The following is a 25,230-nucleotide window of genomic DNA, read 5'->3' on the forward strand; positions in this document are numbered from 1 at the left end:
TTTAAGAAGTATGGCTTTTGAAGGACGTGTTAAGTGGTTTAACGAGTCAAAGGGATTCGGGTTTATTCAGCAGGACGGCGGACAGGATGTCTTTGTCCATTACACCTCAATTAAGGGTGATGGATTTAAGACTCTGAAACAGGGTGACAGAGTGAGATTTGATGTTGTTGAAGGAGATCGTGGACCTAAAGCAGTTAATGTAGAAAAAATCTGACAACCCGAGGGACCTCATACGAGGTCCCTTCTATAAACTTTCCTATGCCTCTTCCAGAATGGGTTAAAAGCCAGCTTAAAGAAATTAAAAAAACGCAGAATTTTTTAAAAAATCGCAGATTAAACACTGTATGTGAAACTTTAAGATGTCCCAACAGAAGTATTTGTTATAAAGAGTCAATTGTTACTTTTATGATTCTTGGCAATGTATGCACAAGAGGATGTAAATTCTGTAATGCAGAGAAAGGAATTCCTGAAAAAATTGATTCTGAGGAGCCTTTAAGAATTGCCAGAGCAGTTAAAGAGCTTTCCCTGAAATACGTTGTCATAACTTCCCCAACAAGAGATGACCTAAAAGATGGTGGAGCATCTCATTTTGCAAAAACTGTGAAAGAAATTAAAGAAATAAATCCAGATACTTTGGTAGAAGTTCTTGTTCCAGATTTTCAGGCAGACATAAAATCCATCAAAAAGGTTTTGGATTCTGATATTTCAGTTTTTGCCCATAATATTGAAACAGTGCAATCCCTTTATGGATATGTAAGAGTTGGTTGTTATAGCCGTTCATTAAAAGTTCTTGAATCTGCAAAAAATTTTAATCCAGAATTAATTACAAAATCAGGATTCATGATTGGATTTGGCGAAAGTATGAGTGAAATATTTCAGACAATAAAAGATTTAAAAAATGCAGGTTGCGACATTATTACAGTGGGACAGTATCTTCAGCCTTCAAAAAAAGCTCTGCCTGTAGTAGAATATAAAAAAGTAGAAGTATTTGATGAAATTGCTGATTTTGCTTTAAAAGAAGGCATTAAAGTTGTTTTAAGCAACCCGTTAATAAGAAGCTCTACAAGAGCTTATGAAGCCTATAAAGCAGTAAAGGTGGGAGAATATGGAAAACTTTGAATTTTTTAATCCAACAAGAATAGTTTTTGGCAGAGGCACAGAGAATAAAATTGGTGAGATTCTTAAAAAAGACGGAGTTAAAAAGGTATTATTTGTTTATGGTAAAGAGTCAATAAAGAAAATAGGACTTTATGAGAGAGTCCTCAAGGCATTAAAAGACAATGATATTGAATTTATTGAACACAGCGGAGTAAAGCCAAATCCTGTGCTCAGTCATACAAAACAAGGAATTGAAAAAGCCAAAGCAGAAAAAGTAAATGCCATACTTGCAGTGGGAGGTGGTTCTGTTATTGATGAAGGAAAGACAATTGCAGTAGGAGCTAAAAGTGAAAAAGATGTATGGAGGTTTTTTAAAAGGCAGGATGAGATAAAATCTGCTTTGCCTGTTTATACAATTTTAACTCTGGCTGCAACAGGAAGTGAGATGAATGAAAATGCTGTAATCACAAATGAAGAAACTCAGGAGAAACTATCAATCTCCTCAAAATATATATTCCCTAAGGTTTCTATACTTAATCCTGAATTAACCTTCAGTGTTTCTGCACAATATCAGGCATATGCAGCAGTAGATGCTATTGCCCATACAGTAGAGTACTATTTCAGTGGTTCTTACTGCCCGATGATTCAAAATAGATTTATTGAAGGATTAATTAAAACAGTTATGGATACTACAGAGAGCATTCTTAAAGAGCCTGACAACTACAATGCCCGTGCAGAGTTTATGTGGGCTGCAACTCTGGCTTTGAATGGACTTGCAAAATTGGGGATAAGAGGAGGAAGTTTTCCCAATCACATGATTGCTCATGCATTAGGTGCTCTTTATGATCTTCCACACGGTGCCTGTCTTAGCATCATTATTCCAGCATGGATGAAGTGGTATAAGGATAAAAATCCTGCACAGTTTAAAAGATTTGCAAAAGAAATATTTAATAAAGAAACAGCTGATGACGGAATTTCAGAGCTTAAGGCATGGTTTAAAAAAATTGGTGCACCTGTCAGTTTGAAAGCTGCTGGAGTCAAGGATTTTGAGATCTCAAAAATTGTTGATAATGCTTACAACATCGCTCATGTATGGCAGATAGGTTACACAAAAGAGACATTGACAGAAATAATAAAAAATGCAAATGATTAAATAAAAAATGGAGGGATAAAAATGTTTGATTTTCCAAGAATTAAAAGACTGCCTCCTTATGTATTTGCAGTGGTAAATCAATTGAAAACTGAATTGAGAAGAAAAGGTGAGGACATCATAGATCTTGGAATGGGAAATCCTGATCTACCAACTCCAAAACATGTAGTGGAAAAGCTATGTGAAGCAGCAAAGAATCCAAAAAATCACAGATATTCAGCAAGCAGAGGAATCACTCAATTGAGATGTGCTATTTCAGAGTGGTATAAAAGGAGATTTAATGTTGATATCGACCCTGAAACAGAGGCAGTTGTTACAATTGGTTCAAAAGAGGGTTTGAGCCATTTACTTTTAGCAGCAGTGCAACCCGGTGATGTGGTGCTTACTCCATCTCCAGCTTATCCAATTCATCCCTATGGAGCAATAATTGCCGGTGGAGATGTGAGAACCTTTAGTGTATGCCCTTGTATGGATTTCTTTGAGGAACTTGAACGAGCTTATAAAAATTCATGGCCCAGACCCAAGATTTTGATAATTAATTTTCCTCATAATCCAACAACAGCAGTGGTAGAGGATCTTGACTTTTTTAGAAAAGTGGTTGACTTTGCTAAAGAAAACAACATTATGGTCATACACGATTTTGCCTATGCTGATCTGGTTTTTGATGATTATAAAGCTCCAAGTTTTCTTCAGGTTCCAGGGGCAAAGGATGTGGGAGTTGAATTTTTCTCTATGACAAAAAGTTATTCAATGGCTGGATGGAGAGTAGGCTTTTGTGTTGGCAATAAAGAGATTGTTGGAGCACTCACGAAAATAAAAAGCTATCTTGACTATGGAATGTTTCAGCCAATTCAGATTGCTTCAATTGTAGCATTAAGAGGACCGCAGGATTGTGTTGAAGAAATAAGAAAAACTTATGAACTCAGAAGAAATGTTCTCATAAAAGGATTAAATCAGGCAGGCTGGAAAGTTGAACCACCAAAGGCAACAATGTTTGTGTGGGCAGAGATTCCAGAACCTTTCAAAAAAATGGGTTCTCTGGAGTTTGCCAAATTTTTAATAAATGAAGCAAAGGTTGCTGTATCTCCAGGCATAGGTTTTGGTGAAGGAGGAGAAGGTTTTGTCAGATTTGCTCTTGTTGAGAATGAACACAGAATAAGGCAAGCTTGTAAAGGTATTAAAAGGGCATTAAATTTGATTCCTCAGGTAAAGAAAATTAGAAAAGTAGGATAAGGAGGGGTAATGAAACAGGTTAGGGTTGGTGTTATTGGCTTTGGAACAGTTGGAACGGGAACAGTAAAAATTCTTCTTAATCAGAGAGAGTTAATTAAAAAAAGAACAGGCATAGATGTAGTGTTAAAAAAAGTTGCAGATAAAGACATCGAAAGACCGAGAGAAATAACTCTTCCAAAAGAGCTTTTGACAACAGATGCATGGGAAATCATAAAAGACCCGGAAATTGATATAGTTGTTGAAGTTGTAGGTGGCACTACTGTCGCAAAACAATTCATTATGGAAGCCTTAAAAAATGGAAAGCATGTTGTTACAGCAAATAAGGCTTTATTGGCAGAACAGGGAAATGAAATATTTAAAGAAGCTTTATCCAGAGGATTAAAAATTGGTTTTGAAGCCTCTGTTGGAGGTGGGATCCCCATTATTAAAATAATGAGAGAAGGTCTTGTGGCAAACAAGATGCTTGCAATTTATGGAATAATCAATGGAACAACCAATTTTATCCTTACAAAGATGACTAATGAAGGGATTGATTTTCAGGATGCCTTAAGGCAAGCACAAACTTTAGGGTTTGCAGAAGCAGATCCAACCCTTGATATTGAAGGGATTGATTCAGCTCACAAGATTACCATTCTGGCATCTTTAGCCTATGGAATTCCTTTAAGTTTTGATAGAGTTTACTGCGAAGGGATTACAAAGATAACTGCGCAGGATATAGCCTTTGCAAGGGAATTCGGATATAAAATCAAACTTCTTGCAATAACAAAAATTCTTAATGGAGAGATTGAGCTAAGAGTGCACCCCACAATGGTGCCAGAGGATTATTTAATCTCTAAGGTTGATGGTGTTTTTAATGCCATATATGTGGAAGGAGACAGTGTAGGCTCAACTCTTTATTATGGAAGAGGTGCTGGAAGCATGCCTACAGGAAGTGCAGTTACCGCAGACATAGTTGATATTGCAAAGGGTGTTAATACAATGCCCTTTGATTTTTCAGAAAAATACAAAATTAAACCAATGGAAGAAATAGAAAGCATGTATTATTTCAGGTTTACTGCACTTGATCGTCCTGGAGTGCTTTCAAAGATTTCAGGAGTTTTTGGAGAGCACAACATAAGTATTGCGTCAGTAATTCAGAAAGGAAGATCAAAAGCTGGAGCTGTTCCTCTTGTAATTTTAACTCATAAAGCCAGGGAAAAGGATGTACTTGAGGCATTGGAAAAAATAGATAAACTGCCTGTGGTTTCAGATAAAAGTGTGTTTATTAGGGTTGAGGGAGAAGAATCTTAGTGTATTCTATTCTGCAAAGCTTAAGTGAGCAACAGCTTTTAAGATATGACCGTCAGATTATACTTCCTCAGATTGGTTTAAAGGGACAGAGAAAGCTTAAAGAATCAAAGGTTTTAGTAATTGGCATAGGTGGGCTTGGAAGTGTTGTAGCTTACTGGCTTGCTTGCTCTGGTATTGGCTACATCGGGATTATTGATCCTGATACAGTTGAAATAAGTAATCTTCAGCGTCAGATTCTTCATAATGAAGAACATATTGGCATGCCAAAAGTGATTTCAGCGATGGTAAATCTTAAAAAACTTAACAGTGAAATACAGATTCTTCCATATCCTGAAGACATTAACAAGAAAAATGCTATGGATTATATAAAATTTTATGATGTTGTTGTTGCCTGTCCTGATAATTTTGAAACAAGAAAAATTATTAACGAAACATGTTTTAAATTAAACAAACCCCTTGTAATTGGAGCAGTATCAGAGTTTGAAGGACAGGTTTTTGATATAATTCCTCCAGCAGGGCCCTGTTATCACTGTATTTTTGATGAAGCAGAAGACAACACCTCCAGAGGCATTTTAGCTCCTGTAGCAGGAGTAATTGGCTCAATTCAAGCTACAGAAACAATAAAAATCTTGGTTGGTTTTGGAGAGCTTTTGCATGGCAGAATAATTATATATGATGCTTTAAAAGGAGCTTTCAGAGAAGCAAAATTTCTAAAAAATCCATCCTGTCCAATATGTAAATGAAAATAAAAAAAGAAATTTTTGATGAAATGATAAGCCATTGTGTAGCTTCTTTGCCCTATGAAGCCTGCGGAATTCTTGCTGGAAAGCATGATATGGTAACAAAAATTTATAAAATAAAAAATATAGAGAATTCTTCAGTAAGCTATCTCATGGAGCCAAAAGAACAGTTAAGGGCAATGAAAGATATTAAAAACAAAGGGCTTGAAATGGTTGCTATTTTTCATAGTCATCCTTCTGGCTCTGCCTATCCATCCAGCAAAGATATAGAGCTTTCTTTTTATGATGTTTACCATGTGATAGTTGCTTTAGAACCAGATTTTGAGGTTAAATGTTTTAAAATAAATGATGGAAAAGTTTATGAGGAAGAATTAGTTATTGAGCAATGAAAGCAAAAATATTTTATACTGCCATTTTTTTCTTTCTTTTTCTGATTGGTGCATGTGCAGGCTATATATACTGGCTTTTTTCAGACCTACCAGATGTAAAAGCCTTAGAGAGCTATAGACCTATGGAAGCCTCTATTGTTTATTCCTCTGATGGGCAGGTTCTTACAGAGTTTTTCTATGAGAGAAGAAAATTCGTTCCCCATTATGAAATTCCTGACTTGATAAAAAAAGCCTTTGTTGCTGCAGAAGATGTAAGGTTTTACAAGCATCCAGGGGTTGATATTATTGGTATCTTGCGAGCTCTTTATAGAGATATAAAAGCTGGAGGAATAGTTGAAGGAGGAAGCACAATCACACAACAGCTTGCAAAGATGCTGTTTCTAAAACCTGAGCGAAGCATTACAAGGAAGTTAAAGGAGGCAATACTTTCAATACAGATTGAGAAAAAATACACAAAGGATGAAATACTTGGACTCTACTTAAATCAAGCTTATTTTGGAAATAGAGCTTATGGAATAGCAGCTGCATCAGAGACCTATTTTGGTAAATCCTTTAAGGAGTTAAAAATTTCTGAAATTGCCTTACTTGCTTCTCTACCTAAAGCACCATCAGCCTTTAATCCGTTTAAAAGACCAGAGATAGCATTAAAACGAAGAAACATTGTTTTACAGAAAATGCTTGAAGAGGGGTTTATTACAAAGGAGCAGTATGCCGAGGCAGTAAAAGAGCCTCTTGCTGAACATCCACACTACAGAAGATTTGAAGCTCCTTATTTTGTCGAGACATTGAGGCAGGAGCTTGAAGCAAAATATGGAGAAAGACTTTATAAGGATGGATTAAGAATTTACTCTACGATTGATTACAATCTTCAAAAAAAAGCAGAAGAAGCTGTGCAGAAAGGGCTTAATGAGATTCACAAGAGGGTAAAGCCTAAGGTTCAGGCAGCATTGATTGCCATTGACCTTAAAAGAGGTTATGTAAGGGCTATGGTAGGAGGAAATGATTTCTGGGAGAGCCAGTACAACAGAGTATTTGCGCTGAGACAGCCTGGAAGTGCCTTTAAACCCTTTGTTTATGCAGTGGCTCTCACTGAAGGCTGGAGTCCTGATGATACAATTCTTGATGCTCCTGTTAGTTTTCCTGGTGCAGTTCAGGGTAAGAGCTGGAGTCCGAAAAACTATAACAATGAATACCATGGTGAAGTTCCACTCCGCAAGGCAATTGCTCTTTCTTTAAATTCTGCCACTGTTAGATTAGCCTCTCAGATAGGCATTAAAAAAGTTGTTGAATTTGCTCAGGAGTGTGGTTTAACAACAAAGATTCATCCATATCTTTCAACAGCCCTTGGTGGCTCTGATGTAAAACCAATAGAGCTCACAGCAGCCTACTCAGTGTTTGCAACAGGAAAAAAAATAAAACCAATTTTCTATGAAAAAATAACTGACCACAATGGTATTACAATTGAAGAAAACAAACCAGAAATAAAAACAGTACTACCAGAGGAAATAGTGGAGCAGATTAGAGAGCTTTTAAGAGAGGTTGTTCTTTCAGGAACTGCTCAGAAAGCAAAGGAAATTGGAAGAGAAGTTTATGGCAAAACAGGGACAACCAATGATTTTTCTGATGCATGGTTTGTTGGATTTGATGACAATTTACTGGTTGGTGTATGGGTAGGAAGGGACAATCACAAGCCAATTGGACCAAAGGAAGCAGGAGCAAGAGCAGCCCTTCCAATATGGATAGATTTTATGAAAGAAGCAGGGCAAATGTTAAAATAAAAAATGGGTAAAATAATTGCCATTGCTAATCAGAAAGGCGGAGTTGGGAAGACTACAACAGCTTTAAATTTGGGAGCCTGCCTCAGTATTGAAGGCAAAAAGGTTCTTTTAGTGGATTCAGATCCCCAAGGAAATCTTACAACAGGAGCAGGAATAGACAGGCATAAACTTAATTTTAGCCTTTATAATTTATACATTAATTCACATCCTCCAGAAAGTGCAAAACTCAGCACAGCTTTTGAAAATCTCTGGATAATTCCATCAACAATAGACCTTGTTGGAGTTGAAGTAGAGCTTGTTCACAGGGAAAACAGAGAGTTTATTTTAAAAAACTTGCTCTTTAAAATTGTTTCAGATTTTGACTATATTTTTATTGATGCTCCTCCATCCTTGGGATTATTGACACTTAACTGTCTTGTAGCAGCAGATTCTCTCATAATTCCTGTTCAGTGTGAGTATTATGCTCTTGAGGGACTGGGATTGCTTATGAGAACAGTTGAACTTGTAAAAGCCAAACTAAATCCAGAGCTTAAAATTGAAGGGATTCTACTTACGATGTTTGATGGAAGGAATACCTTGTCAAGGCAGGTTGCTCAGGAAGTGAGACGCTTTTTTGGTAAAAAAGTTTATAATACAATGATACCAAGAAATGTAACACTTGCGGAGGCTCCAAGTCATGGAAAGCCGGCTGTTTTTTATGATATAAAATCAAAGGGCTCGCAAAGTTATTTAAGTTTTGCTATGGAGTTTTTAAATGAAGAAAGCACTCGGTAAAGGACTTGATGCTTTAATTCCTAAGCAGGAAGAGCAGCTTCAGGAAATTGAAATAGAAAGAATAATTCCAGGTGAGGCTCAACCAAGAACAGATTTTAATGAAGAAGCTTTAAAAGAACTTGCCCAATCCATCAAGGAAAAGGGAGTTATTCAGCCTATTGTTGTATCCCGTGTTGGTGATGGAACTTTTAGAATAATTGCTGGAGAGAGAAGATGGAGAGCAGCAAAAATTGCAGGACTTGAAAAAATTCCAGCGGTTATAAAAGATGTTTCTCCTTCGGAAGCTGTTGAGATTGCACTGATTGAAAATATTCAAAGAGAAGACCTTGATCCTGTTGAAACAGCCTCTGCATTTGACAGACTCATTAAAGAGTTTAACATTACACAGGAAGAACTTTCAAAAAGAGTTGGAAAAGACAGAGCCACAATTGCAAACTATTTGAGAATTCTCAAGCTTCCTGATGAAATAAGACAACATCTTAAACAGGGTACAATAACAATGGGGCATGCAAAGGCAATTCTTTCAGTTGAAGAATCTCAAAAACAGATAGAAATTGCAAATATGGTTATAAAAAAGTCATTGTCTGTGAGGCAGACTGAAGAGCTTGTAAAAAAAATAGATAAACCCAAGCCTTCCAAGGAAATTATTCCGGAAATAGCAGAACTTGAGGATAAACTTACTTCAGAGCTTGGATATAAAGTTAAGATTTTACATAAAGGTAAAAAAGGCAAGCTTGAAATATTTTACAACTCCCTTGATGAGCTTGATGGTATTTTACAGAGAATATTTAGAAAATCCTTCCTTGATTCATGAATTCATTGAGCTCAAGTTTTTTACTGTGTTATGAATTTCAATGAGAAATTTAAGAAGCTCTTTGAACTCTTTAAGAGGAATCATATTCGGACCATCGCATAAAGCTCTGTCAGGCTCTGGATGGACCTCGAAGAACAATCCGTCAACTCCACAGGCAACAGCTGCCCGAGAAAGATAGGGAATAAACTCTCTCTGCCCTGAGGAGCATGTTCCAGCACCTCCAGGAAGCTGAACTGAATGAGTTGCATCAAAAACTACAGGTACACCCATTGAGCGAATTATTGGAAAACTGCGGAAATCAACGATGAGATTATTATATCCAAAGCTTGTTCCTCTTTCTGTAATGATTATTTTTTTGTTATCAGTAGATTCAATCTTTTCAATTATATTTTTCACATCCCATGGAGCAAGAAACTGCCCCTTTTTAACATTCACAGGTTTTCCAGTTTTCCCTGCTTCCACAATCATATCTGTCTGTCTGCATAAAAAGGCAGGAATCTGAATAACATCAAGAAAATCTTTTGCAATTTGTATCTCTTCCACTGAATGAACATCGCTCAGAATTGGTAGATCAAATTCTTCTTTCACTTTATTTAATATCTCAAGCCCTTTTTTTATTCCAGGACCTCTGTAAGACTTTATTGATGATCTATTTGCTTTATCATAGGAAGATTTAAATATTAATGGAATTTTCAAGTTCTGAGTAATTTCCTTTAATTTTTCAGCAGTTTTAAATAATATTTCTTCAGATTCTATAACACAGGGTCCTGCTATGACAAAAAGTTCGTCTCTTTTTATTTCAATGTTACCAATAGAAAACATTATTTTTTCTGCTGTAATTCAAAAGCTTTTTTAGCTGCCTCTGCAGCCTGTTTTGCTTCTTCTGCAGCCTTTCTGGCTTCTTCAGCAGCTTTTTTTGCTTCTTGTATATCTTTTTCAGTTTCTTTTTTCTCCTCTTTTGTTTCAATTTTTTTAATTATAGAGGGGGTTGTTGCCAGTTTATAAATTTTTTCATCTGCTGAAGGGCTTCCCCAATCACTAATTTTTACAATATAACCAGAATTTCTATCAGAAATCCAGAGTTTGCCGTCAATCCAGACCATTGCTGAAGGAAATGTAACATAGCGAGAATTTGAGATTTCCTCAATAACCTTTCCATTTACAGTATCTAATCTCAGGATTTTTACATTATCCGATGAATCAGACGGAAGAGCAGGATTTATAATTCCAGCGACTATCAAATATTTTCCATCCCATGCTAAAGCAGTAGGATAGCTAACAGGTGAGAGATATTCTTCAATTACTGAGCCATCTTCTGTAGTTATTTTAAATACCTTTCCTCTTTTAGAGTCAGCAATCCAGAGATATTTTCCATCAAATGTCATGTCTTCAGGATAGATTTTGTTTAATTGAATACTCTTAATTGTTTCTCCCTGAGTAGTCAGTTTAATAAGTCTTTTATTCGCTGCATCTGCCGCCCATATGAAGCCAGAATATGCTGTTTTCTGCCATGCAAGTCCTGTTATATAAGGTGGATTTTCCTTTGATGTTATTGTTATTGGATAGTTATTTAGAAAATAGTGGCCCTCATATCCTATGAAAGAGCCAGCAGTAGCTGTGTCTATGTTTTCTAAAAAAACAATTATGCCCTCCTTTGCAATTATAAGATTTTTACCATCCCATGTAATTGCTGATGGAGCTGTAGGAAAAGTTTCTCCAACTCCGGCAATATCTGTCTTTACCTGCTGTGTACATCCAATAGCAAAAATTATAAGTATTGCTAAAAATAATCTTCTCATTTTTAACCTCCTCAATCTGAACTAATCCTTATTATACAATCTTTGATTACCTCAAGCAACCTTGCAAGATTTTCCTCTGAAATAACAAGTGGAGGCATGATTACTATAACATCGCCGAGCGGTCTGAGCCACACTCCGTATTTTCTTGCTAATCTAACTACTTTCCAGCCAGTCTGCTCTTTCCATGCAAAAGGCTCTTTTGTTTTTTTATCCATTACAAGTTCTATTCCGGCAATCATTCCTTTTTGTCTTACATCTCCTACATGGGAAAGCTCTGCTATCTCTGAAAGCTTATTTTTCAATAATTCGATTTTCGGTGGAAGATTCTCTAAAGTTCTATCTTTTTTAAATATTTCAAGACTGGCAATGGCTGCTGCACAAGCTAAGGGATTTCCTGTGTAGGAATGTCCGTGATAAAAGGTTTTTCTTTCTTCAATTTCACCTAAAAAGGCATTGAAGATTTTTTCGTTCACCGCAGTAACTGCCAATGGCATGTAACCATTTGTTATTCCTTTGCTAAGGCATATTATATCAGGAGTTACCTCTTCATGTTCACAGGCAAACATTCTGCCTGTTCTTCCAAAGCCTGTTGCCACTTCATCAGCAATTAAAAGAATTTCATATTTGTTGCATAGCTTTCTTAGCCCCTTTAAATATCCCTGAGGCCATACAATTATACCACCCGCACACTGAACAATAGGCTCAACTATTACAGCCACAATTCTTTCATGATTTTGCCTTATTATTTTTTCCATTTCACCAAGGCAAGCAAGTCCACAGGATGGAAAGTTTAGCTTTAATTCACATCTGTAGCAATAGGGTGCAGGTGCCTGAATTGATTTGCTTAGCAGGGGTTTGTAAATCTCATGAAAAAGCTTAATTCCTCCAACGCTTACTGCACCTATTGTATCTCCGTGATAACCTTCTTTTAGGCTTACAAATGTATCTTTTTCCTTGATGCCCTGATTAACCCAGTACTGATAGGCAATTTTCAGAGCAATCTCAACTGCTGTTGAGCCATTGTCAGAGTAAAATATCTTTGTAAGAGGCTCACCCCATGGAAGTCTTTCAATCAGCATTTCAGCAAGATTTTGTGCAAGCACTATACTTGGTTCATTACATGCTCCAAGCAATGTGGAGTGTGCAAGTTTGTCGATCTGTGCTTTGACTGCCTCATCAATTTCAGCTCTTCTATGCCCGTGAATGTTTACCCAGAGGGATGATACTCCATCAAGATACCACTTTCCATCAATGTCCTTTAAGAAGCAGTCTCTGCCTTCAGTAAATATTACGGGTTCTTCAGTAAGCCATTGATTCATCTGTGTAAAAGGATGCCATATGTATTTTTTATCCCATTCAATAAGAGTTTTTTTATTCATATTGCCCTCCAGATTTATTTATATTATACACAACAAAATTGCTCAATAGAGAGATTATTGAGCTTATAAATTTAGATTTTTACCTGTAAAGATGTTGACCTCAAGAGGCACTTTGAGATCAAAATTTTTCATTTCATTCTTGACAATTTCTTTCACCTCTTCAATGATATTTTCTTTCACTTCAAGAACTATCTCATCATGAATCTGAAGAATAAGCCTTGCATTCATATTTTTTGTTTTAAGATGTCTGTATATTCTTATCATTGCAATTTTTATAATGTCTGCTGCAGTTCCCTGAATAGGAGCGTTCACTGCTATTCTTTCTGCCTGCATTTTTAAAAACTGATTTGGACTGTTAATTTCTGGCAGGGGGCGAATTCTTCCAAAAAGAGTTTTTACGTAGCCATTTTTTCTTGCAAAAGAAATTGTTTCCTCAATAAATTTTTTCACCATTGGATATCTTAAAAAATAGAGCTCAATCAGTTCCTGAGCCTTTTCATAGGGAATTTTTATTGAGTCAGACAGTCCAAAGGGACTTATTCCATAAGAAATGCCGAAATTTACAGTCTTTGCAATTCTTCTATGATCCTCTGTAACAGCTTCTTCAGGTATTGAAAAAATCTCAGATGCTGTTGCTCTGTGAATATCCTTTCCTTCATGAAATGCTTTGATTAGAGAAGTATCATTACTCATATGAGCCAGAAGTCTTAACTCAATCTGAGAATAATCAGCACTCAGAAACAGATATCCATCTTCAGGTATAAAGACTTCTCTTAAGAACTCTGCCCATTGTCCCTTTACAGGAATGTTCTGTAAATTAGGCTCACTGCTGATAATTCTTCCTGTTCCTGCTACGGTTTGAGACCATTTTGTATGAATTCTTTGTGTTTCAGGATTTACACAATCTCTGAGAGGAATTAAATAAGCTGTCAAAAGCTTATTTAGTATGCGATGATTGATTACTTCCTGAGGCAGTTCATGTTGTGTGGCAAGCTCTTCAAGAACTTCCATTTCTGTTGAACGAGCCTTTTTACCTCTTTTTCTGCTCTTAAGTCCAAGCCTGTCATATAGAATTTCTGCCAGCTGTCTTGGTGAGTTAATATTAAACTGTTTCCCTGCAATTCTGTAAATTTTTTCCTTGATTTTATCAATCTCTGTAGATACAATTCTGGTAAGAGCTTCAAGTTTTTCAAGATCAACCTTTATTCCTGCTTCCTCCATGTGGAAGAGTACTTCAATAAGAGGCATCTCAATATCAAAATAAAGTTTTTCAAGCTCCTTTTCTTTTAATTCGTTGTTTAATTTTTCATAAAGCTCACGCATATAACAAACAGAATTTTGAGAATCATTATAGAACTTGCCAAGATATTCAAGCACAAGCTCATCAAAATTATATTTACCTCTGTTTGGATTTATAAGATATGCTGCTATCATAAGATCAAAGTAAGGAGGTTCAAGTCTGATGCCTGAATTTTTCAATCTCCTGAGTGTTTCCTTTACATTGAATAAAACTTTTAATGCTCGAGAAGACAGAATCAATTCTGAATCATCAAGGGATATTTCATATACATCTCCATTAATACCAACATTAAGAGTATTTTCATCAATTGATGCTGAAAAACTTCCTTTTTCTTTTATTTTTTTAAGTAATGTTTGAACATCAGTTTTTTTGTTTTCTGATTTTTCTATCTGTGGCTTTATATAAAGTTGCATTGTCTGCTTTAGAAGGCTTGTGAATTCAAGTTCACGAAAAATTTTAGCAAGTTTTTCCGTGTTCTGCTTCTTTATTTTAAGCTCCTCAAGTTTAATTTCAACAGGAGCATCCTTTTTTAACATTACAAGTTCTTTACTGAGCTTCACCGCTTCAATGTTTTTTCTTAAAATGTCTGCGACCTTTGAAGGTTTTATAATATCAAGATTTTTAATGATGTTTTCCACAGAGCCATATCTCTTTAAAAGCTCTAAAGCTGTTTTTTCTCCAATTCCTTTTACTCCTGGAATGTTGTCAATAGAGTCACCCACCATAGCCATAAAATCATTAAGTTTTTCAGGAGAAATTCCGTATTTATTAATGACATACTTTTCATCAATTATAATGTTATTGAAAGGGTCATAGATTTTTACATTCTGCGAGACAAGCTGTAGCATGTCTTTGTCAAGACTAACGATATAAAAAAATCCTGAAGGCTGAAGTTTAAAAATGACAGAGGCTACTATATCATCAGCTTCGTATCCGGGAATTTCTATTCTTTTGATACCCAGAGCATCAACAATCTCTTTTATATATTCAATCTGGAGTGGTAAATCCTTGGGTGTCTCAGGCCTTGTTATTTTATATTCTTCATATATTTTATGCCTTTTAGTTGGATGGGGACTGTCAAAGGCACAAAGCATGTATTCGATATTTTTTTCTTTAAGAAGCTTAAGAAGCATTCTTGTAAAACCATAAACAGCATTTGTTGGGATACCACGACTGTTACTCAGTCCTTTTATAGCATGATAGGCTCTGTAAACAAAACAGCTTCCATCAAGCAGATAAATTTCTTGCATATTTTTAGAATACCATAGAAGATGTCTTTTTTTGTGATTTTGATTTATAATTAAAAATTAAATAATAAAATCAGAGGTGAAGTAGTGACAGATATAGAATTCTTAAAAGAAAAGGCAAGACAGTTGAGAATTGAAATTGTAAAAATGCTTGCTCAGGCAGGCTCTGGACATACAGGAGGAAGCCTTTCTGCAGCAGATATTGTAACTGCTTTGTATTTTTATAAAATGAGACATGACCCTAAAAATCCTCAATGGCAACAAAGAGACAGATTTGTTCTTTCAAAAGGTCATGCAGCACCTCTGCTTTATGCAGTTTTAGCTCTTACAGGATATTTTGATAAATCTCTTCTTGGCACTTTAAGAAAAATTGGCTCTCCTCTTCAGGGTCATCCATGCTGCAGAGAACTGCCAGGAGTTGAAGTTTCAACAGGTTCTCTTGGGCAGGGGCTTTCTGTAGCCTGTGGAATTGCTCTTGGATTAAAAATTGATAACATTCCAGCAAGGGTTTACTGTTTGTTAGGAGATGGAGAAATTCAGGAAGGACAGGTATGGGAAGCTACCATGACTGCTTCTCATTACAAACTTGACAATCTCTGTGCTATCATTGATCACAACAATCTTCAGATTGATGGAGCCTGCACCGAAGTAATGAATATAAAACCTATAGAGGATAAATTTCTTGCCTTTGGATGGAATGTATTTACAATTGATGGGCATAATATGCAGGAAATTGTTGATGCTTTAAATGAAGCTGAAAAAATAAAAGGAAAACCTACAGTAATTGTGGCAAATACTCTGAAAGGTAAAGGAGTTTCCATATTTGAAGGAAAGGTTCAGTATCATGGAGTAGCTCCAACACATGAGGAGCTTGAAATTGCACTTAAGGAGTTAAAGGATGGGAAAAATTAATGAGGCTTGTTTATTAAATGATGTTTCCCAGTTTTATGGAAAAGAGATTGCAACAAGAGATGCTTATGGTATTACACTTGTTGAATTAGGCAAGAGAAATCCAAATATAGTTGTTCTTGATGCTGATCTCAGCTGTTCCACAAAGACTGCCAAGTTTGCAAAGAGCTTTCCAGAAAGATTTTTTAACATTGGAATTTCTGAACAGGATATGATTGGAGTTGCTGCTGGACTTGCTCTTACAGGTAAAATTCCCTTTGCTTCCACATTTGCAATTTTTGCCACTGGAAGAGCATGGGAACAGATCAGGCAGACTGTTTGTTATTCAAATGCAAATGTAAAAATTGTTGCAACTCATGGAGGAATTACAGTTGGCGAGGATGGAGCAACTCATCAGGCAGTTGAGGATGTAGCACTTATGCGTGTTATCCCCGGGATGACAGTTATTGTTCCAGCAGATGCCTATGAAACTGCACAGGCTGTAACATTGGCAGCAGAATACTACGGACCTGTTTATATAAGACTTGGAAGGGCAAAGGTTTCTTCAGTAATGCCTGAAGACTATAAATTTCAGATTGGAAAAGCTTATCTATTTAAAATTGGCAGGGATGTAAACATAATAGCAAATGGAATTATGGTTTCAGAGGCATTGAAGGCTTCAGAAATTTTAAATAAAGAAGGAATAGATACAGGTGTAGCAAATTTTTCCTCTGTTAAACCAATTGATGAGCAAACTTTATTAAAAATTGCAAGGTCTTCAAAGTTAATCATAACAGCAGAGGAACACTCAATAATTGGAGGTCTTGGTTCAGCTGTAACTGAGTTTATTTCTGAAAATCATCCTACTGTAGTGAAAAGAATCGGGATAAGAGATACCTTTGGATGCTCTGGTTCATGGAAAGAATTGCTCAAACTTTATGGTCTTACAGCTGAAAACATTGTTCAAACAGTGAAAGATTTTTTTAAAAAATGATAACGTTCCAGGGAGTTTATAAATACTACAGCGGAGTGGCTGTTTTACAAAATGTTTCATTTAATATAGAAAAAGGTGAGCTTGTATTCATAACAGGTCCTTCTGGAGCTGGTAAAACAACACTTCTTAAATTAATCTTTGGAAGCGAATTCCCGGATGAAGGTGAAATAAAGGTGGCAGATTTTGAACTCAGCCGAATAAAACAAAAAGAGATACCAAAACTAAGAAGAGTGGTTACCTTTGTTTTTCAGGATTTTAGATTAAGGCAGGATTTAACAGTTTTTGACAATGTGGCACTTCCTTTGAGAGTTATTGGAGAAAAAGAAAAAGAGATTAAAATAAAGGTTTTTGATGTTTTGAAAGATGTTGCCTTAAGACATAAAGCAGACAGCATTGTTAAAACTCTATCTGGTGGTGAACAGCAAAAAGTTGCCATAGCAAGAGCTATTATTACAAATCCTCAGATTATTCTTGCTGATGAGCCTACAGGAAATCTTGATCCTGAGGCATCACAGGATGTAATAAATCTTTTTAAAAGAATAAATAACAAAGGTTGTAATGTTGTCATTGCCACACATAATAAAGAACTTTTTAAAAATTCTTCTTACAGAGTTTTAAATTTAAAAGAGGGGAAAGTTCAATGAAGATGCAGCTTCAATCAGCAATTAAAGGATTATGGTTCAACAGATGGTCATCTTTACTGTGTATGGTTAGTATTGGCATATGTTTCTTTATTTTTACAGCAGTATTTTTACTGCTTTACAATCTTGAAATTTTTACAAAAAAGCTTTCTGAGAAAGCAGCCATAGTTATATATATAAAAGAAGGCACAACTCAGGATGAAACTTCTTCTATGATTGCGAATTTAAAAAAAATGGGAGTTTTTTCAAAAATTCAATATATTTCAAAAGATGAAGCTTTAAACGAAATGAAAGATCTTATTGATCCATCATTAATACAACTTATTGGATACAATCCCCTTTCTGATACAGTAGAGGCTTTCATAAAAGAGGAAAATCTTAAAAATATTGAAGAAATAACAAAAAAAATCAAAGAAATAAAAATTGTTGATGATGTTTATTATCCAACCAAAATCATATCAGGATTGAAGACAATAAAGGTAACCATGTGGAATTTTGCTATTGCTGTGCTTTGTTTTATTTCAATTGCAATTTTATTTATAATTTACGCTACTGTAAAGAGTTTTTACTGGAAAAAAACTGAAGAAATTGAGATTTTAAAACTTCTTGGAGCAACTCCTTCCTTCATAAGACTGCCTTTTTTAATTGAAGGAGGAATCATTGGATTGGGAGGAAGTATTTTTGCAACTGTTTTAATTATTTTGATATACTTTGCTTTACATTCAAAAGATATTTTAACTTACCTGCCAGCAGTGACTCAGATTGTTTTTCCTGTTGAGGTTTTTTATGTATTGCCAGTATTTGGTGTAATTTTTGGGATGCTTTCTTCTTTTTTTGCACTTGGTAAAATAAAATATCAATAAAGATGAGTAAAAAGTTACACATTATAATAGCCCTATTTTTTATTGTTGTGAGTTCTGTTAGTTTTGCTGCTCAACCAAAAGAAGAATTAAATCAGATAAAAAAAGAGCTTAAGATCCATAAAAAAAAGCTCGAGGAGACAAAAAAAATTGAAGAAAATGTTCTTGAAGATTTAAAGAGAGTTTCAAGACAACTTAGTGAAATAGAAAAAAACATAAAAAATCATCGTGCAAAGATAAAAAGCCTGCAGATAAGAATTGCAGAAACAGAAAAAGGGATAAAAACTTACAGCGCTCAACTTGAAGAGAGAAAGATTTATCTAATAAACAGAATAAAAGGAATTCAGAAACTGAGCAAAGAGCCTGATGTAGCATTGATAATTTTAATGGAAGAAGACACAACAAAGGCATTTCGTCTCATGAGAAATACTCAAAAAATTGTTAACATTGATAAAAAACTAATACAACAATATAAAGCAGAACTTGGTAATTTAATACTGCAACAAACAGAGTTAAAAAAACTTTATGCCTCATTAAAGCAGGAAGAGGAAGCTCTTAAAAAAACCGAGGAAGCTCAAAAGCAAAAGAAAAAAGAAAAGGAAGTTTTACTTGCTAAGGTAAGACAAAATAAAGCCCTTTATGAGAAAAAAATTAGGGAACTTGAAGAAAATGCAAGAAGGCTTACAAGACTTCTTCAGGAAACTGAAAGAAAAGAAAAAAGAACAGGTAAAATAGAATCTTTGCCGCAGGGAGGTTTTACTAAAAAAAGAGGAAGTCTTCTATGGCCTGTGAGCGGTCCTGTTGTTGCCCATTATGGCAGCCAAAGGGATCCTGTTTTTAATGTTCCAATTATGAGAAGCGGAATTTACATTCAAGCACAACCTGGCACTCAAGTAAAAGCCTCTGCTGACGGTAGGGTTGTTTATGCAAATTATTTTAAAGGATATGAAAACCTTGTTATAATAAGTCATGGAGATGGTTACTACACAGTCTATGGTAATCTTGGTTCAATGAGCGTGAAGGAAGGTTCGTATGTTAAAGCAGGGCAAGTCATTGGAGCAGTTGGAAGTAATTCAAATATAGATACGCCAGCCTTGTATTTTGAGGTTAGATATAGAGGAAAACCACTTAATCCAGAACAGTGGTTAAGAAAATGAAAAGGAGGAATAAATAAGAGATGAAAAAAAAGATTAAGATTTCAGCATTAATCTTTATTATTGCCTTTATGGGAATAATAATAGGAAGATGGTCAGCAGCTCAAAATACAGATAGTATTTACGAGGATTTAAGGACATTTACTGAGGTTTTTACAACAATAAAGAAAAATTATGTTGAAAATGTTAATCCCCATGAACTCATAATATCTGCAATTAAAGGAATGGTTAATTCTCTTGACCCTCATTCTGCCTATTTAACTCCAGAAGCCTATAAAGAATTTCAGACAGAAACTAAAGGTGAATTCGGAGGAATAGGAATTCAGATTGGGATAAAAGATGGTAGTTTAACAGTAATTGCTCCGATTGAAGACACTCCTGCATGGAAAGCTGGAATTAAAGCAGGTGATAAGATTATAAAAATTGATGGGCAGTCAACAAAAGATATGAATATAAATGATGCTGTGTCAAAAATGCGTGGGCCAAAAGGAAAACCTGTTACTCTTACAATACAGAGGGATGAATGGAAACAACCTAAAGACATCACAATTATAAGAGACATAATCAAAATTAAAAGCGTAAAATACAAAATGATTGATAAAGAAATTGGTTATATAAAACTCATTCAATTTCAAGAAGGCACAGCACAGGATCTGGCAAATGCATTACAAAGTCTTAAAGAATCAGGAATGCAAAGCCTTATTCTTGACTTAAGAAATAATCCTGGAGGACTTCTTCAGAGTGCAGTTGATGTTTCTGAACAATTTTTACCTCCAAAGCATCTTGTTGTATCAATTAAGGGAAGAACAGGAGACAAAATCGATTATTATACTGAAAATTTAAGGACTGCTTACACTGATATTCCTATGATTGTTCTTGTAAATCAAGGTTCTGCCTCTGCATCAGAGATTGTTGCAGGAGCTTTACAAGACTGGGGCAGGGCTTTAATTGTCGGAGTGCAAACTTTTGGAAAAGGTTCTGTTCAGAGCCTCATTCCTTTAAGTGATGGATCTGCTTTGAAACTTACTACAGCGAAATACTACACACCAAAAGGAAGAAGCATTCATGGAGTTGGAATAATGCCAGATATAGTGGTAAAACTTGAAAGCAAAAATGGCAAGGAAGTTCCTGTAATTAGAGAAAAGGATCTTGAACAACATCTGAAGGGAGAAAAAGTTGAACCTCAGGAAAAGGCTCCTCAAGAGGTTGATGAAAAAGATGATACCCAGCTTCAGAGAGCAATTGATATTTTAAAAAGCTGGAAAATAATGGAAAAATTAAAAAAGGCAGCATAACACTGTAAAGAATTTTCAATTTTCTGTTAAAATATTTTTTGACCTCCCGCGAAAGCGGGAGAATTTTATTTTGAGGTATTAAAATGAAAATCGAGGTCTTTGATATACCTGATGAAGGACTTGATATTGAACTGGAAGAAACTCCAAAAATAGAGGGAATAAAGATTACCAAATCTTTTAAAGCAATTTTGAGGATTGAGAAAAAAGGAGCAGAGGTTTTTGTAAAAGGTATTGTTAGTGGAGAAGTTGAACTTCAATGTAGCAGATGCCTTAAGGAATATACGATGCCTATAAAAACCTTAGTGGAAGTTACATATCATCCAATTGAGGAGCTCAGTAAAGAAGAGCTTGTTGAACTTAAGAAAGATGAAATGGATGTAGATTTTTACAGAGAAGGAATAATTGACACAGAAGATATAATTCGCGACCAAATTTTGCTTAATATTCCAATGAAACCTTTGTGTTCTGAAGACTGTAAAGGGTTATGTCCTATCTGCGGGACAGATTTAAATGAATTTAAATGTGGATGCGTAGTTAAAGAAATAGATCCAAGAATGGCTATATTACAATCACTTTTAAGGAGGATGAAGAAAAATGGCTAATCCAAGACATCGTCATACCCCTTCAAGAAGGGACAAAAGAAGAGCAAATTGGCTTAAAATGGCTGTGCCTACACTTGTTGAATGCCCTGAATGTAAGGAGCCAAAGCTCGCACACAGGGTATGTCCAAATTGTGGCACTTATAAAGGAAAAAAATTCTTAGAGGTTGAAGAGTAATTTAAAAAAATGCTAAAAATTGCTGTTGATGCAATGGGGGGCGATTTTGCCCCTGAAGTAAATATTTTAGGTGCTATAGAAGCAGCTTCAGATAGCGAAATAGAGATTATTCTTGTTGGGGAGGAAAATAAAATAAATGAATTTTTAAAAGACAGGAAAGATTTAAAGGGAAAAATATCTATTTTGCATGTGGAAGAACAGGTTGGGATGGATGAAACTGTCTCAACTGCCATTAGAAGAAAAAATACATCCATGAAAAAAGCTATAGAACTTGTAAAGGAAGGCAATGCTCAAGCTGTTCTTAGTGCGGGTAATTCTGGTGCAATGATGGCTTTAAGCCTTCTTTTACTTGGGAAGCTACCAAATGTTGACAGACCAGCTATTGCCACAGTAATGCCAAGTCTTAAAGGTCATTTTATTCTTCTCGATGCAGGAGCAAATGTTGATTGTAAAGCAGAACATTTACTTCAATTTGCCTACATGGGAAATGCCTATCATAAAGCTCTTTTTAACTCCACTTCTCCCAAAATAGCGCTTCTTAGCATTGGTGAGGAAGCAACAAAAGGAAATGAGGCAACAAAAGAAGCCTTCAGGCTTCTTAAGTCATCAAAGCTCAATTTTATAGGAAATATTGAAGGAAAAGATATATTTTTTGGCTCAGCTGATGTTGTTGTTTGTGATGGTTTTGTAGGTAACATTGTCCTGAAGGTAGGTGAAGGGCTTGCAGAAGCATTGATGAAAATGCTAAAAAGAGAGGTCACAGAGATAATAACTGGAAGGCTTGGATATATGATGATAAAACCAGCTATAAAGAGTTTTCGGAAAAAGGTTGATTACTCAGAGTATGGCGGCGCTCTTTTACTTGGAATTAATGGCACAAGCATAATATGTCATGGAAGATCTTCGGCAAAGGCAATAAAAAATGCAATAAAGGTTGCTGCAGAAATGGCAAAAAAAGAGATTTACAAAACAATCTCAGAAAGTTTAGAGCATATGGAGGAGATTAATGAAAGCACGAATAGTTTCAACAGGCTCTTATGTTCCTGAAAAAGTTTTAACAAACCATGATCTTGAAAAAATGGTAGAAACATCAGATGAATGGATAACTGAAAGAACAGGAATAAAAGAAAGAAGAATAGCATCAGCAGAGCAGGCAACAAGTGATCTTGCCTATGAAGCTTCTATTAAAGCATTAAAAAAAGCAAATTTAACCGCAGAAGACATAGATTTAATTATTGTTGCAACAGTTACACCTGATATGCTTGTTCCATCCTGTGCGTGTATTCTTCAAATGAAGCTTGGAGCAACCCGTGCAGTAGCCTTTGACATAAATGGTGCGTGCACAGGCTTTATTTATGCGCTGGCTGTAGCAGAAAAATTCATAAGAACAGGTTCATCAAAGAGAGCACTTGTCATAGGTGCTGAGACTCTTTCAAAATTTACCGATTGGACTGACAGAACCACTTGTGTTCTTCTGGCTGATGGAGCTGGTGCAGTGATACTTGAACCAACAAAGAAAGATGAAGGAATTAAGATAATAGACATTTATTCAGATGGAACAATGTGGGATTTTATACACATGCCTGCAGGAGGCTCAAAAATGCCTGTCACAGAAGATGTAATTAAACAGAGGCTTAACTTTATAAAAATGAGAGGCAATGAAACATTCAAAGTTGCAGTTAAAACTCTTGAAGAAATTGTTGATGCCACGCTTAAAAAGGCTGGAATTACTTCTTCAGAGCTTGCTTTATTGGTTCCTCATCAGGCAAACATTAGAATTATTCAAGCAATGGCAAAAAGACTTGAACTGCCAATGGAAAAAGTAATGGTAAATATAAATAAATACGGTAATACCTCAGCTGCCTCTATTCCTATTGCACTGGATGAAGCTGTGCAGAATGAAAAAATTAAAAGAGGTGAATATGTTATGCTTGCAGCCTTTGGAGCAGGACTTACATGGGGGTCAGCTTTGATAAAGTGGTAATCATTTTTTCTTTTTTTTTCTATATCTGCTTACATGCCATATCCTTAAAAGGCGTTCAATTTTTTCTTTAAATAGCCATACTATTACCATTACAACCGCTGCTATGCCAGCAAGACTCAAAAATTTTTCATATTCATGATGTCTCAGATAGTCTCCACCAAGAGAAAGAAGAACTGTTCCAAGAAGTCTTCCCACTCCTGCAATTACTGTAAACTCAAGAACGCTGAGGCTGCTTAATCCCAAAAAGTAGCTCAGATAGTCTTTTGGAAATCCAGGAATCAAAAAAAGAAAAAATACTAAAAATGCACCCTTATGATGTAGCAGATAGTCAAACTTACTAAGGACCGTTGGATCAACAACCCTTTCAACAAATGGTCTTCCAAATGTTCTTCCAAGAATGAATGCAACTACTGAGCCAAGCGTAAGTCCGATTGTGGATAAGACTATTCCACCTACAGTTCCGTATAAATAACCACCGAGTAATCCTGTTACTTCACCAGGAATTGGTGCTGCTACTACCTGAAAAGCCTGTAAAAGAACAAAGCCAATCACCCCAAAGGGTCCAAGAGACTGTATAAAACTTTTAAGTTTTTCCTCATTGAGAAATAATTCAATAATTCCAAATTTATAGGCTAAAAAAACAGATAAAGCAATAAGCACTGCAAGGGCTATAAACCTGAGCAGTGCTTTAAAAGTTATCTTATTTTTTACCACGAGATATAAGCTCCATGAAAGGAGTGATTAAATCTATTGGAAGAGGGAAAAGGATTGTTGAGTTTTTCTCAGAGGCAATCTCTTTCAAAGTCTGCAAGTACCTGAGTTGCAATGCAGCAGGCTCTGATGAAATAATTCTTGCTGCCTCTGTGAGTTTTTCAGCAGCTTGAAGCTCTCCTTCTGCATGAATGATTTTTGCCCTACGCTCTCTTTCAGCTTCTGCCTGTCTTGCCATTGCTCTTAACATTTCCTGTGGCAGGTCAACATTTTTAACCTCCACTGCAGTAACCTTAATTCCCCAGGGTTCTGTTTGTGAGTCAATAACCTTCTGAAGCTCTGCATTAATCTGTTCACGATTTGTAAGCAAATCCTGAAGTTCACTCTGCCCAAGAATACTACGAAGGGTTGTCTGAGCAATCTGACTTGTTGCATAGTAAAAGTCCTCAACAGCTGTAACTGCCTTAACTGGATCAATTGGTCTGAAATAAACAACTGCATTAACTTTTACTGAAACATTATCCTTTGTAATAACATCCTGTGCTGGAACATCCATTGTAACAATTCTCAGGCTTACTTTTACCATTTTGTCAATAACTGGCCATATAAGAACTAATCCAGGTCCTTTAACAGGAATTACTCTTCCAAGTCTGAATACAACTCCTCTTTCATATTCTTTAAGAATCTTGATTGCGCTGCTGAGAATATAAACTGTCAGGAAAATAATTACAATCAAAGTTAAAAGTGAAGTTTCAAAAAACATAAAAAACCTCCTTAAACTTTAAATCTGCCAATGGCAGTGTTAAGCTCTGCACCTAATCTTGCTAAGGCAGTTGCTGTCTGTGCTGACTGGTCAACTGCAAGTGATATCTCTTTTGAACCCTCTGCAATGCTTCCAATGTCCTGTGTTATATGGTCTGTAACTGAGCTCATTT

The 25,230-nt window shown here is 35.7% G+C and carries 26 protein-coding genes; 20 read left to right on the top strand and 6 right to left on the bottom strand.

Translation table 11 applies throughout. The annotated features are described in order from the left end of the window. The first annotated feature begins 10 nt into the window (after window positions 1-10). Genes ACP5O9_RS04845 through ACP5O9_RS04890 form a run of 10 tightly spaced genes read left to right on the top strand, consistent with a single transcriptional unit; the run spans window position 11 to window position 9,266 of the window. Entirely contained in the window at window positions 11-214 is a 204-nt protein-coding gene (locus ACP5O9_RS04845) for a cold-shock protein (protein ID WP_353683323.1), read from the top strand. Between the two features lie 44 nt (window positions 215-258). Next, a complete protein-coding gene (gene lipA, locus ACP5O9_RS04850) occupies window positions 259-1,119 on the top strand; it encodes a lipoyl synthase (protein ID WP_428723537.1) in 861 nt (286 codons plus the stop codon). After that, window positions 1,106-2,251, top strand: coding sequence for an iron-containing alcohol dehydrogenase (locus tag ACP5O9_RS04855; protein ID WP_353686638.1), 1,146 nt, complete (start codon window positions 1,106-1,108; stop codon window positions 2,249-2,251). The genes lipA and ACP5O9_RS04855 overlap by 14 nt, the downstream gene beginning before the upstream one ends. Before the next feature lie 21 nt (window positions 2,252-2,272). Further along, window positions 2,273-3,481 (top strand): alanine transaminase, encoded by a 1,209-nt coding sequence (alaC, locus tag ACP5O9_RS04860; RefSeq protein WP_428723538.1) that lies wholly within the window; start codon window positions 2,273-2,275, stop codon window positions 3,479-3,481. Between the two features lie 9 nt (window positions 3,482-3,490). Then, window positions 3,491-4,771, top strand: coding sequence for a homoserine dehydrogenase (locus tag ACP5O9_RS04865; RefSeq protein WP_353686640.1), 1,281 nt, complete (start codon window positions 3,491-3,493; stop codon window positions 4,769-4,771). Then, the gene (locus tag ACP5O9_RS04870) at window positions 4,771-5,514 is read left to right on the top strand and encodes a HesA/MoeB/ThiF family protein (protein ID WP_424904816.1); all 744 of its coding nucleotides are present in this window, start codon (window positions 4,771-4,773) and stop codon (window positions 5,512-5,514) included. The genes ACP5O9_RS04865 and ACP5O9_RS04870 overlap by 1 nt, the downstream gene beginning before the upstream one ends. Beyond that, window positions 5,511-5,900 (top strand): M67 family metallopeptidase, encoded by a 390-nt coding sequence (locus ACP5O9_RS04875; protein WP_353686642.1) that lies wholly within the window; start codon window positions 5,511-5,513, stop codon window positions 5,898-5,900. Before ACP5O9_RS04870 ends, ACP5O9_RS04875 begins: the two co-directional genes overlap by 4 nt. After that, complete coding sequence (locus tag ACP5O9_RS04880; RefSeq protein WP_424904817.1) at window positions 5,897-7,678, top strand: penicillin-binding protein 1A; 1,782 nt, start codon at window positions 5,897-5,899, stop codon at window positions 7,676-7,678. The genes ACP5O9_RS04875 and ACP5O9_RS04880 overlap by 4 nt, the downstream gene beginning before the upstream one ends. A 3-nt stretch (window positions 7,679-7,681) precedes the next feature. Then, window positions 7,682-8,452 carry a ParA family protein gene (locus ACP5O9_RS04885; protein WP_353686644.1) on the top strand — a complete coding sequence of 257 codons (771 nt, stop codon included), beginning with the start codon at window positions 7,682-7,684 and terminating at the stop codon, window positions 8,450-8,452. Beyond that, the gene (locus ACP5O9_RS04890) at window positions 8,433-9,266 is read left to right on the top strand and encodes a ParB/RepB/Spo0J family partition protein (RefSeq protein WP_353686645.1); all 834 of its coding nucleotides are present in this window, start codon (window positions 8,433-8,435) and stop codon (window positions 9,264-9,266) included. Before ACP5O9_RS04885 ends, ACP5O9_RS04890 begins: the two co-directional genes overlap by 20 nt. Here ACP5O9_RS04890 and kdsA read toward each other — a convergent pair. The 4 genes from kdsA to polA all read right to left on the bottom strand — a co-directional run bounded on the left by kdsA (window position 9,261) and on the right by polA (window position 14,994). Then, complete coding sequence (gene kdsA / locus ACP5O9_RS04895) at window positions 9,261-10,088, bottom strand: 3-deoxy-8-phosphooctulonate synthase (protein ID WP_353686646.1); 828 nt, start codon at window positions 10,086-10,088, stop codon at window positions 9,261-9,263. The two genes, ACP5O9_RS04890 and kdsA, sit on opposite strands and share 6 nt — an antisense overlap. Beyond that, entirely contained in the window at window positions 10,088-11,065 is a 978-nt protein-coding gene (locus ACP5O9_RS04900) for a hypothetical protein (protein WP_428723539.1), read from the bottom strand. Before ACP5O9_RS04900 ends, kdsA begins: the two co-directional genes overlap by 1 nt. Window positions 11,066-11,076: 11 nt before the next feature. Then, window positions 11,077-12,444: an adenosylmethionine--8-amino-7-oxononanoate transaminase gene (bioA, locus tag ACP5O9_RS04905; protein ID WP_353686648.1), complete on the bottom strand. Its 1,368-nt coding sequence runs from the start codon at window positions 12,442-12,444 to the stop codon at window positions 11,077-11,079. A gap of 63 nt (window positions 12,445-12,507) precedes the next feature. After that, window positions 12,508-14,994: a DNA polymerase I gene (gene polA / locus ACP5O9_RS04910; RefSeq protein WP_428723540.1), complete on the bottom strand. Its 2,487-nt coding sequence runs from the start codon at window positions 14,992-14,994 to the stop codon at window positions 12,508-12,510. 84 nt (window positions 14,995-15,078) lie between these two features. Here polA and ACP5O9_RS04915 point away from each other — a divergent pair, with 84 nt between their 5' ends. From ACP5O9_RS04915 to ACP5O9_RS04960, 10 genes are all read left to right on the top strand, one after another. Then, window positions 15,079-15,903: a transketolase gene (locus ACP5O9_RS04915; protein WP_353686650.1), complete on the top strand. Its 825-nt coding sequence runs from the start codon at window positions 15,079-15,081 to the stop codon at window positions 15,901-15,903. Next, window positions 15,890-16,873 carry a transketolase family protein gene (locus ACP5O9_RS04920; RefSeq protein ID WP_353686651.1) on the top strand — a complete coding sequence of 328 codons (984 nt, stop codon included), beginning with the start codon at window positions 15,890-15,892 and terminating at the stop codon, window positions 16,871-16,873. The genes ACP5O9_RS04915 and ACP5O9_RS04920 overlap by 14 nt, the downstream gene beginning before the upstream one ends. Then, a complete protein-coding gene (gene ftsE, locus ACP5O9_RS04925; protein WP_353686652.1) occupies window positions 16,870-17,517 on the top strand; it encodes a cell division ATP-binding protein FtsE in 648 nt (215 codons plus the stop codon). Before ACP5O9_RS04920 ends, ftsE begins: the two co-directional genes overlap by 4 nt. Further along, window positions 17,514-18,377 carry a cell division protein FtsX gene (locus tag ACP5O9_RS04930; RefSeq protein ID WP_428723541.1) on the top strand — a complete coding sequence of 288 codons (864 nt, stop codon included), beginning with the start codon at window positions 17,514-17,516 and terminating at the stop codon, window positions 18,375-18,377. Before ftsE ends, ACP5O9_RS04930 begins: the two co-directional genes overlap by 4 nt. A 2-nt stretch (window positions 18,378-18,379) precedes the next feature. Further along, window positions 18,380-19,531 (top strand): murein hydrolase activator EnvC family protein, encoded by a 1,152-nt coding sequence (locus tag ACP5O9_RS04935; protein ID WP_353686654.1) that lies wholly within the window; start codon window positions 18,380-18,382, stop codon window positions 19,529-19,531. Window positions 19,532-19,551: 20 nt separating this feature from the next. Next, complete coding sequence (locus ACP5O9_RS04940; RefSeq protein ID WP_428723542.1) at window positions 19,552-20,823, top strand: S41 family peptidase; 1,272 nt, start codon at window positions 19,552-19,554, stop codon at window positions 20,821-20,823. An 83-nt stretch (window positions 20,824-20,906) separates the two neighbouring features. Then, on the top strand, window positions 20,907-21,425 hold the full coding sequence (locus ACP5O9_RS04945) for a YceD family protein (RefSeq protein ID WP_428723543.1): 519 nt from the start codon (window positions 20,907-20,909) through the stop codon (window positions 21,423-21,425). After that, window positions 21,418-21,600 carry a 50S ribosomal protein L32 gene (gene rpmF, locus ACP5O9_RS04950; RefSeq protein ID WP_353686657.1) on the top strand — a complete coding sequence of 61 codons (183 nt, stop codon included), beginning with the start codon at window positions 21,418-21,420 and terminating at the stop codon, window positions 21,598-21,600. Before ACP5O9_RS04945 ends, rpmF begins: the two co-directional genes overlap by 8 nt. A gap of 9 nt (window positions 21,601-21,609) precedes the next feature. Next, entirely contained in the window at window positions 21,610-22,647 is a 1,038-nt protein-coding gene (gene plsX, locus ACP5O9_RS04955; RefSeq protein WP_353686658.1) for a phosphate acyltransferase PlsX, read from the top strand. Beyond that, window positions 22,607-23,584 carry a beta-ketoacyl-ACP synthase III gene (locus tag ACP5O9_RS04960; RefSeq protein ID WP_353686659.1) on the top strand — a complete coding sequence of 326 codons (978 nt, stop codon included), beginning with the start codon at window positions 22,607-22,609 and terminating at the stop codon, window positions 23,582-23,584. The genes plsX and ACP5O9_RS04960 overlap by 41 nt, the downstream gene beginning before the upstream one ends. Here the strand turns inward: ACP5O9_RS04960 and ACP5O9_RS04965 are convergent, their stop codons facing one another. Together ACP5O9_RS04965 and ACP5O9_RS04970 are read right to left on the bottom strand one after the other, a co-directional pair. Continuing rightward, window positions 23,585-24,298 (bottom strand): TVP38/TMEM64 family protein, encoded by a 714-nt coding sequence (locus tag ACP5O9_RS04965; protein WP_424904822.1) that lies wholly within the window; start codon window positions 24,296-24,298, stop codon window positions 23,585-23,587. Continuing rightward, window positions 24,285-25,058, bottom strand: a complete 774-nt coding sequence (locus tag ACP5O9_RS04970) for a slipin family protein (RefSeq protein ID WP_424904823.1) — start codon at window positions 25,056-25,058, stop codon at window positions 24,285-24,287. The genes ACP5O9_RS04965 and ACP5O9_RS04970 overlap by 14 nt, the downstream gene beginning before the upstream one ends. Between the last annotated feature and the right edge of the window lie 172 nt (window positions 25,059-25,230).

It is taken from the genome of Thermodesulfovibrio sp., assembly GCF_049969575.1.
GTDB lineage: Bacteria > Nitrospirota > Thermodesulfovibrionia > Thermodesulfovibrionales > Thermodesulfovibrionaceae > Thermodesulfovibrio > Thermodesulfovibrio obliviosus.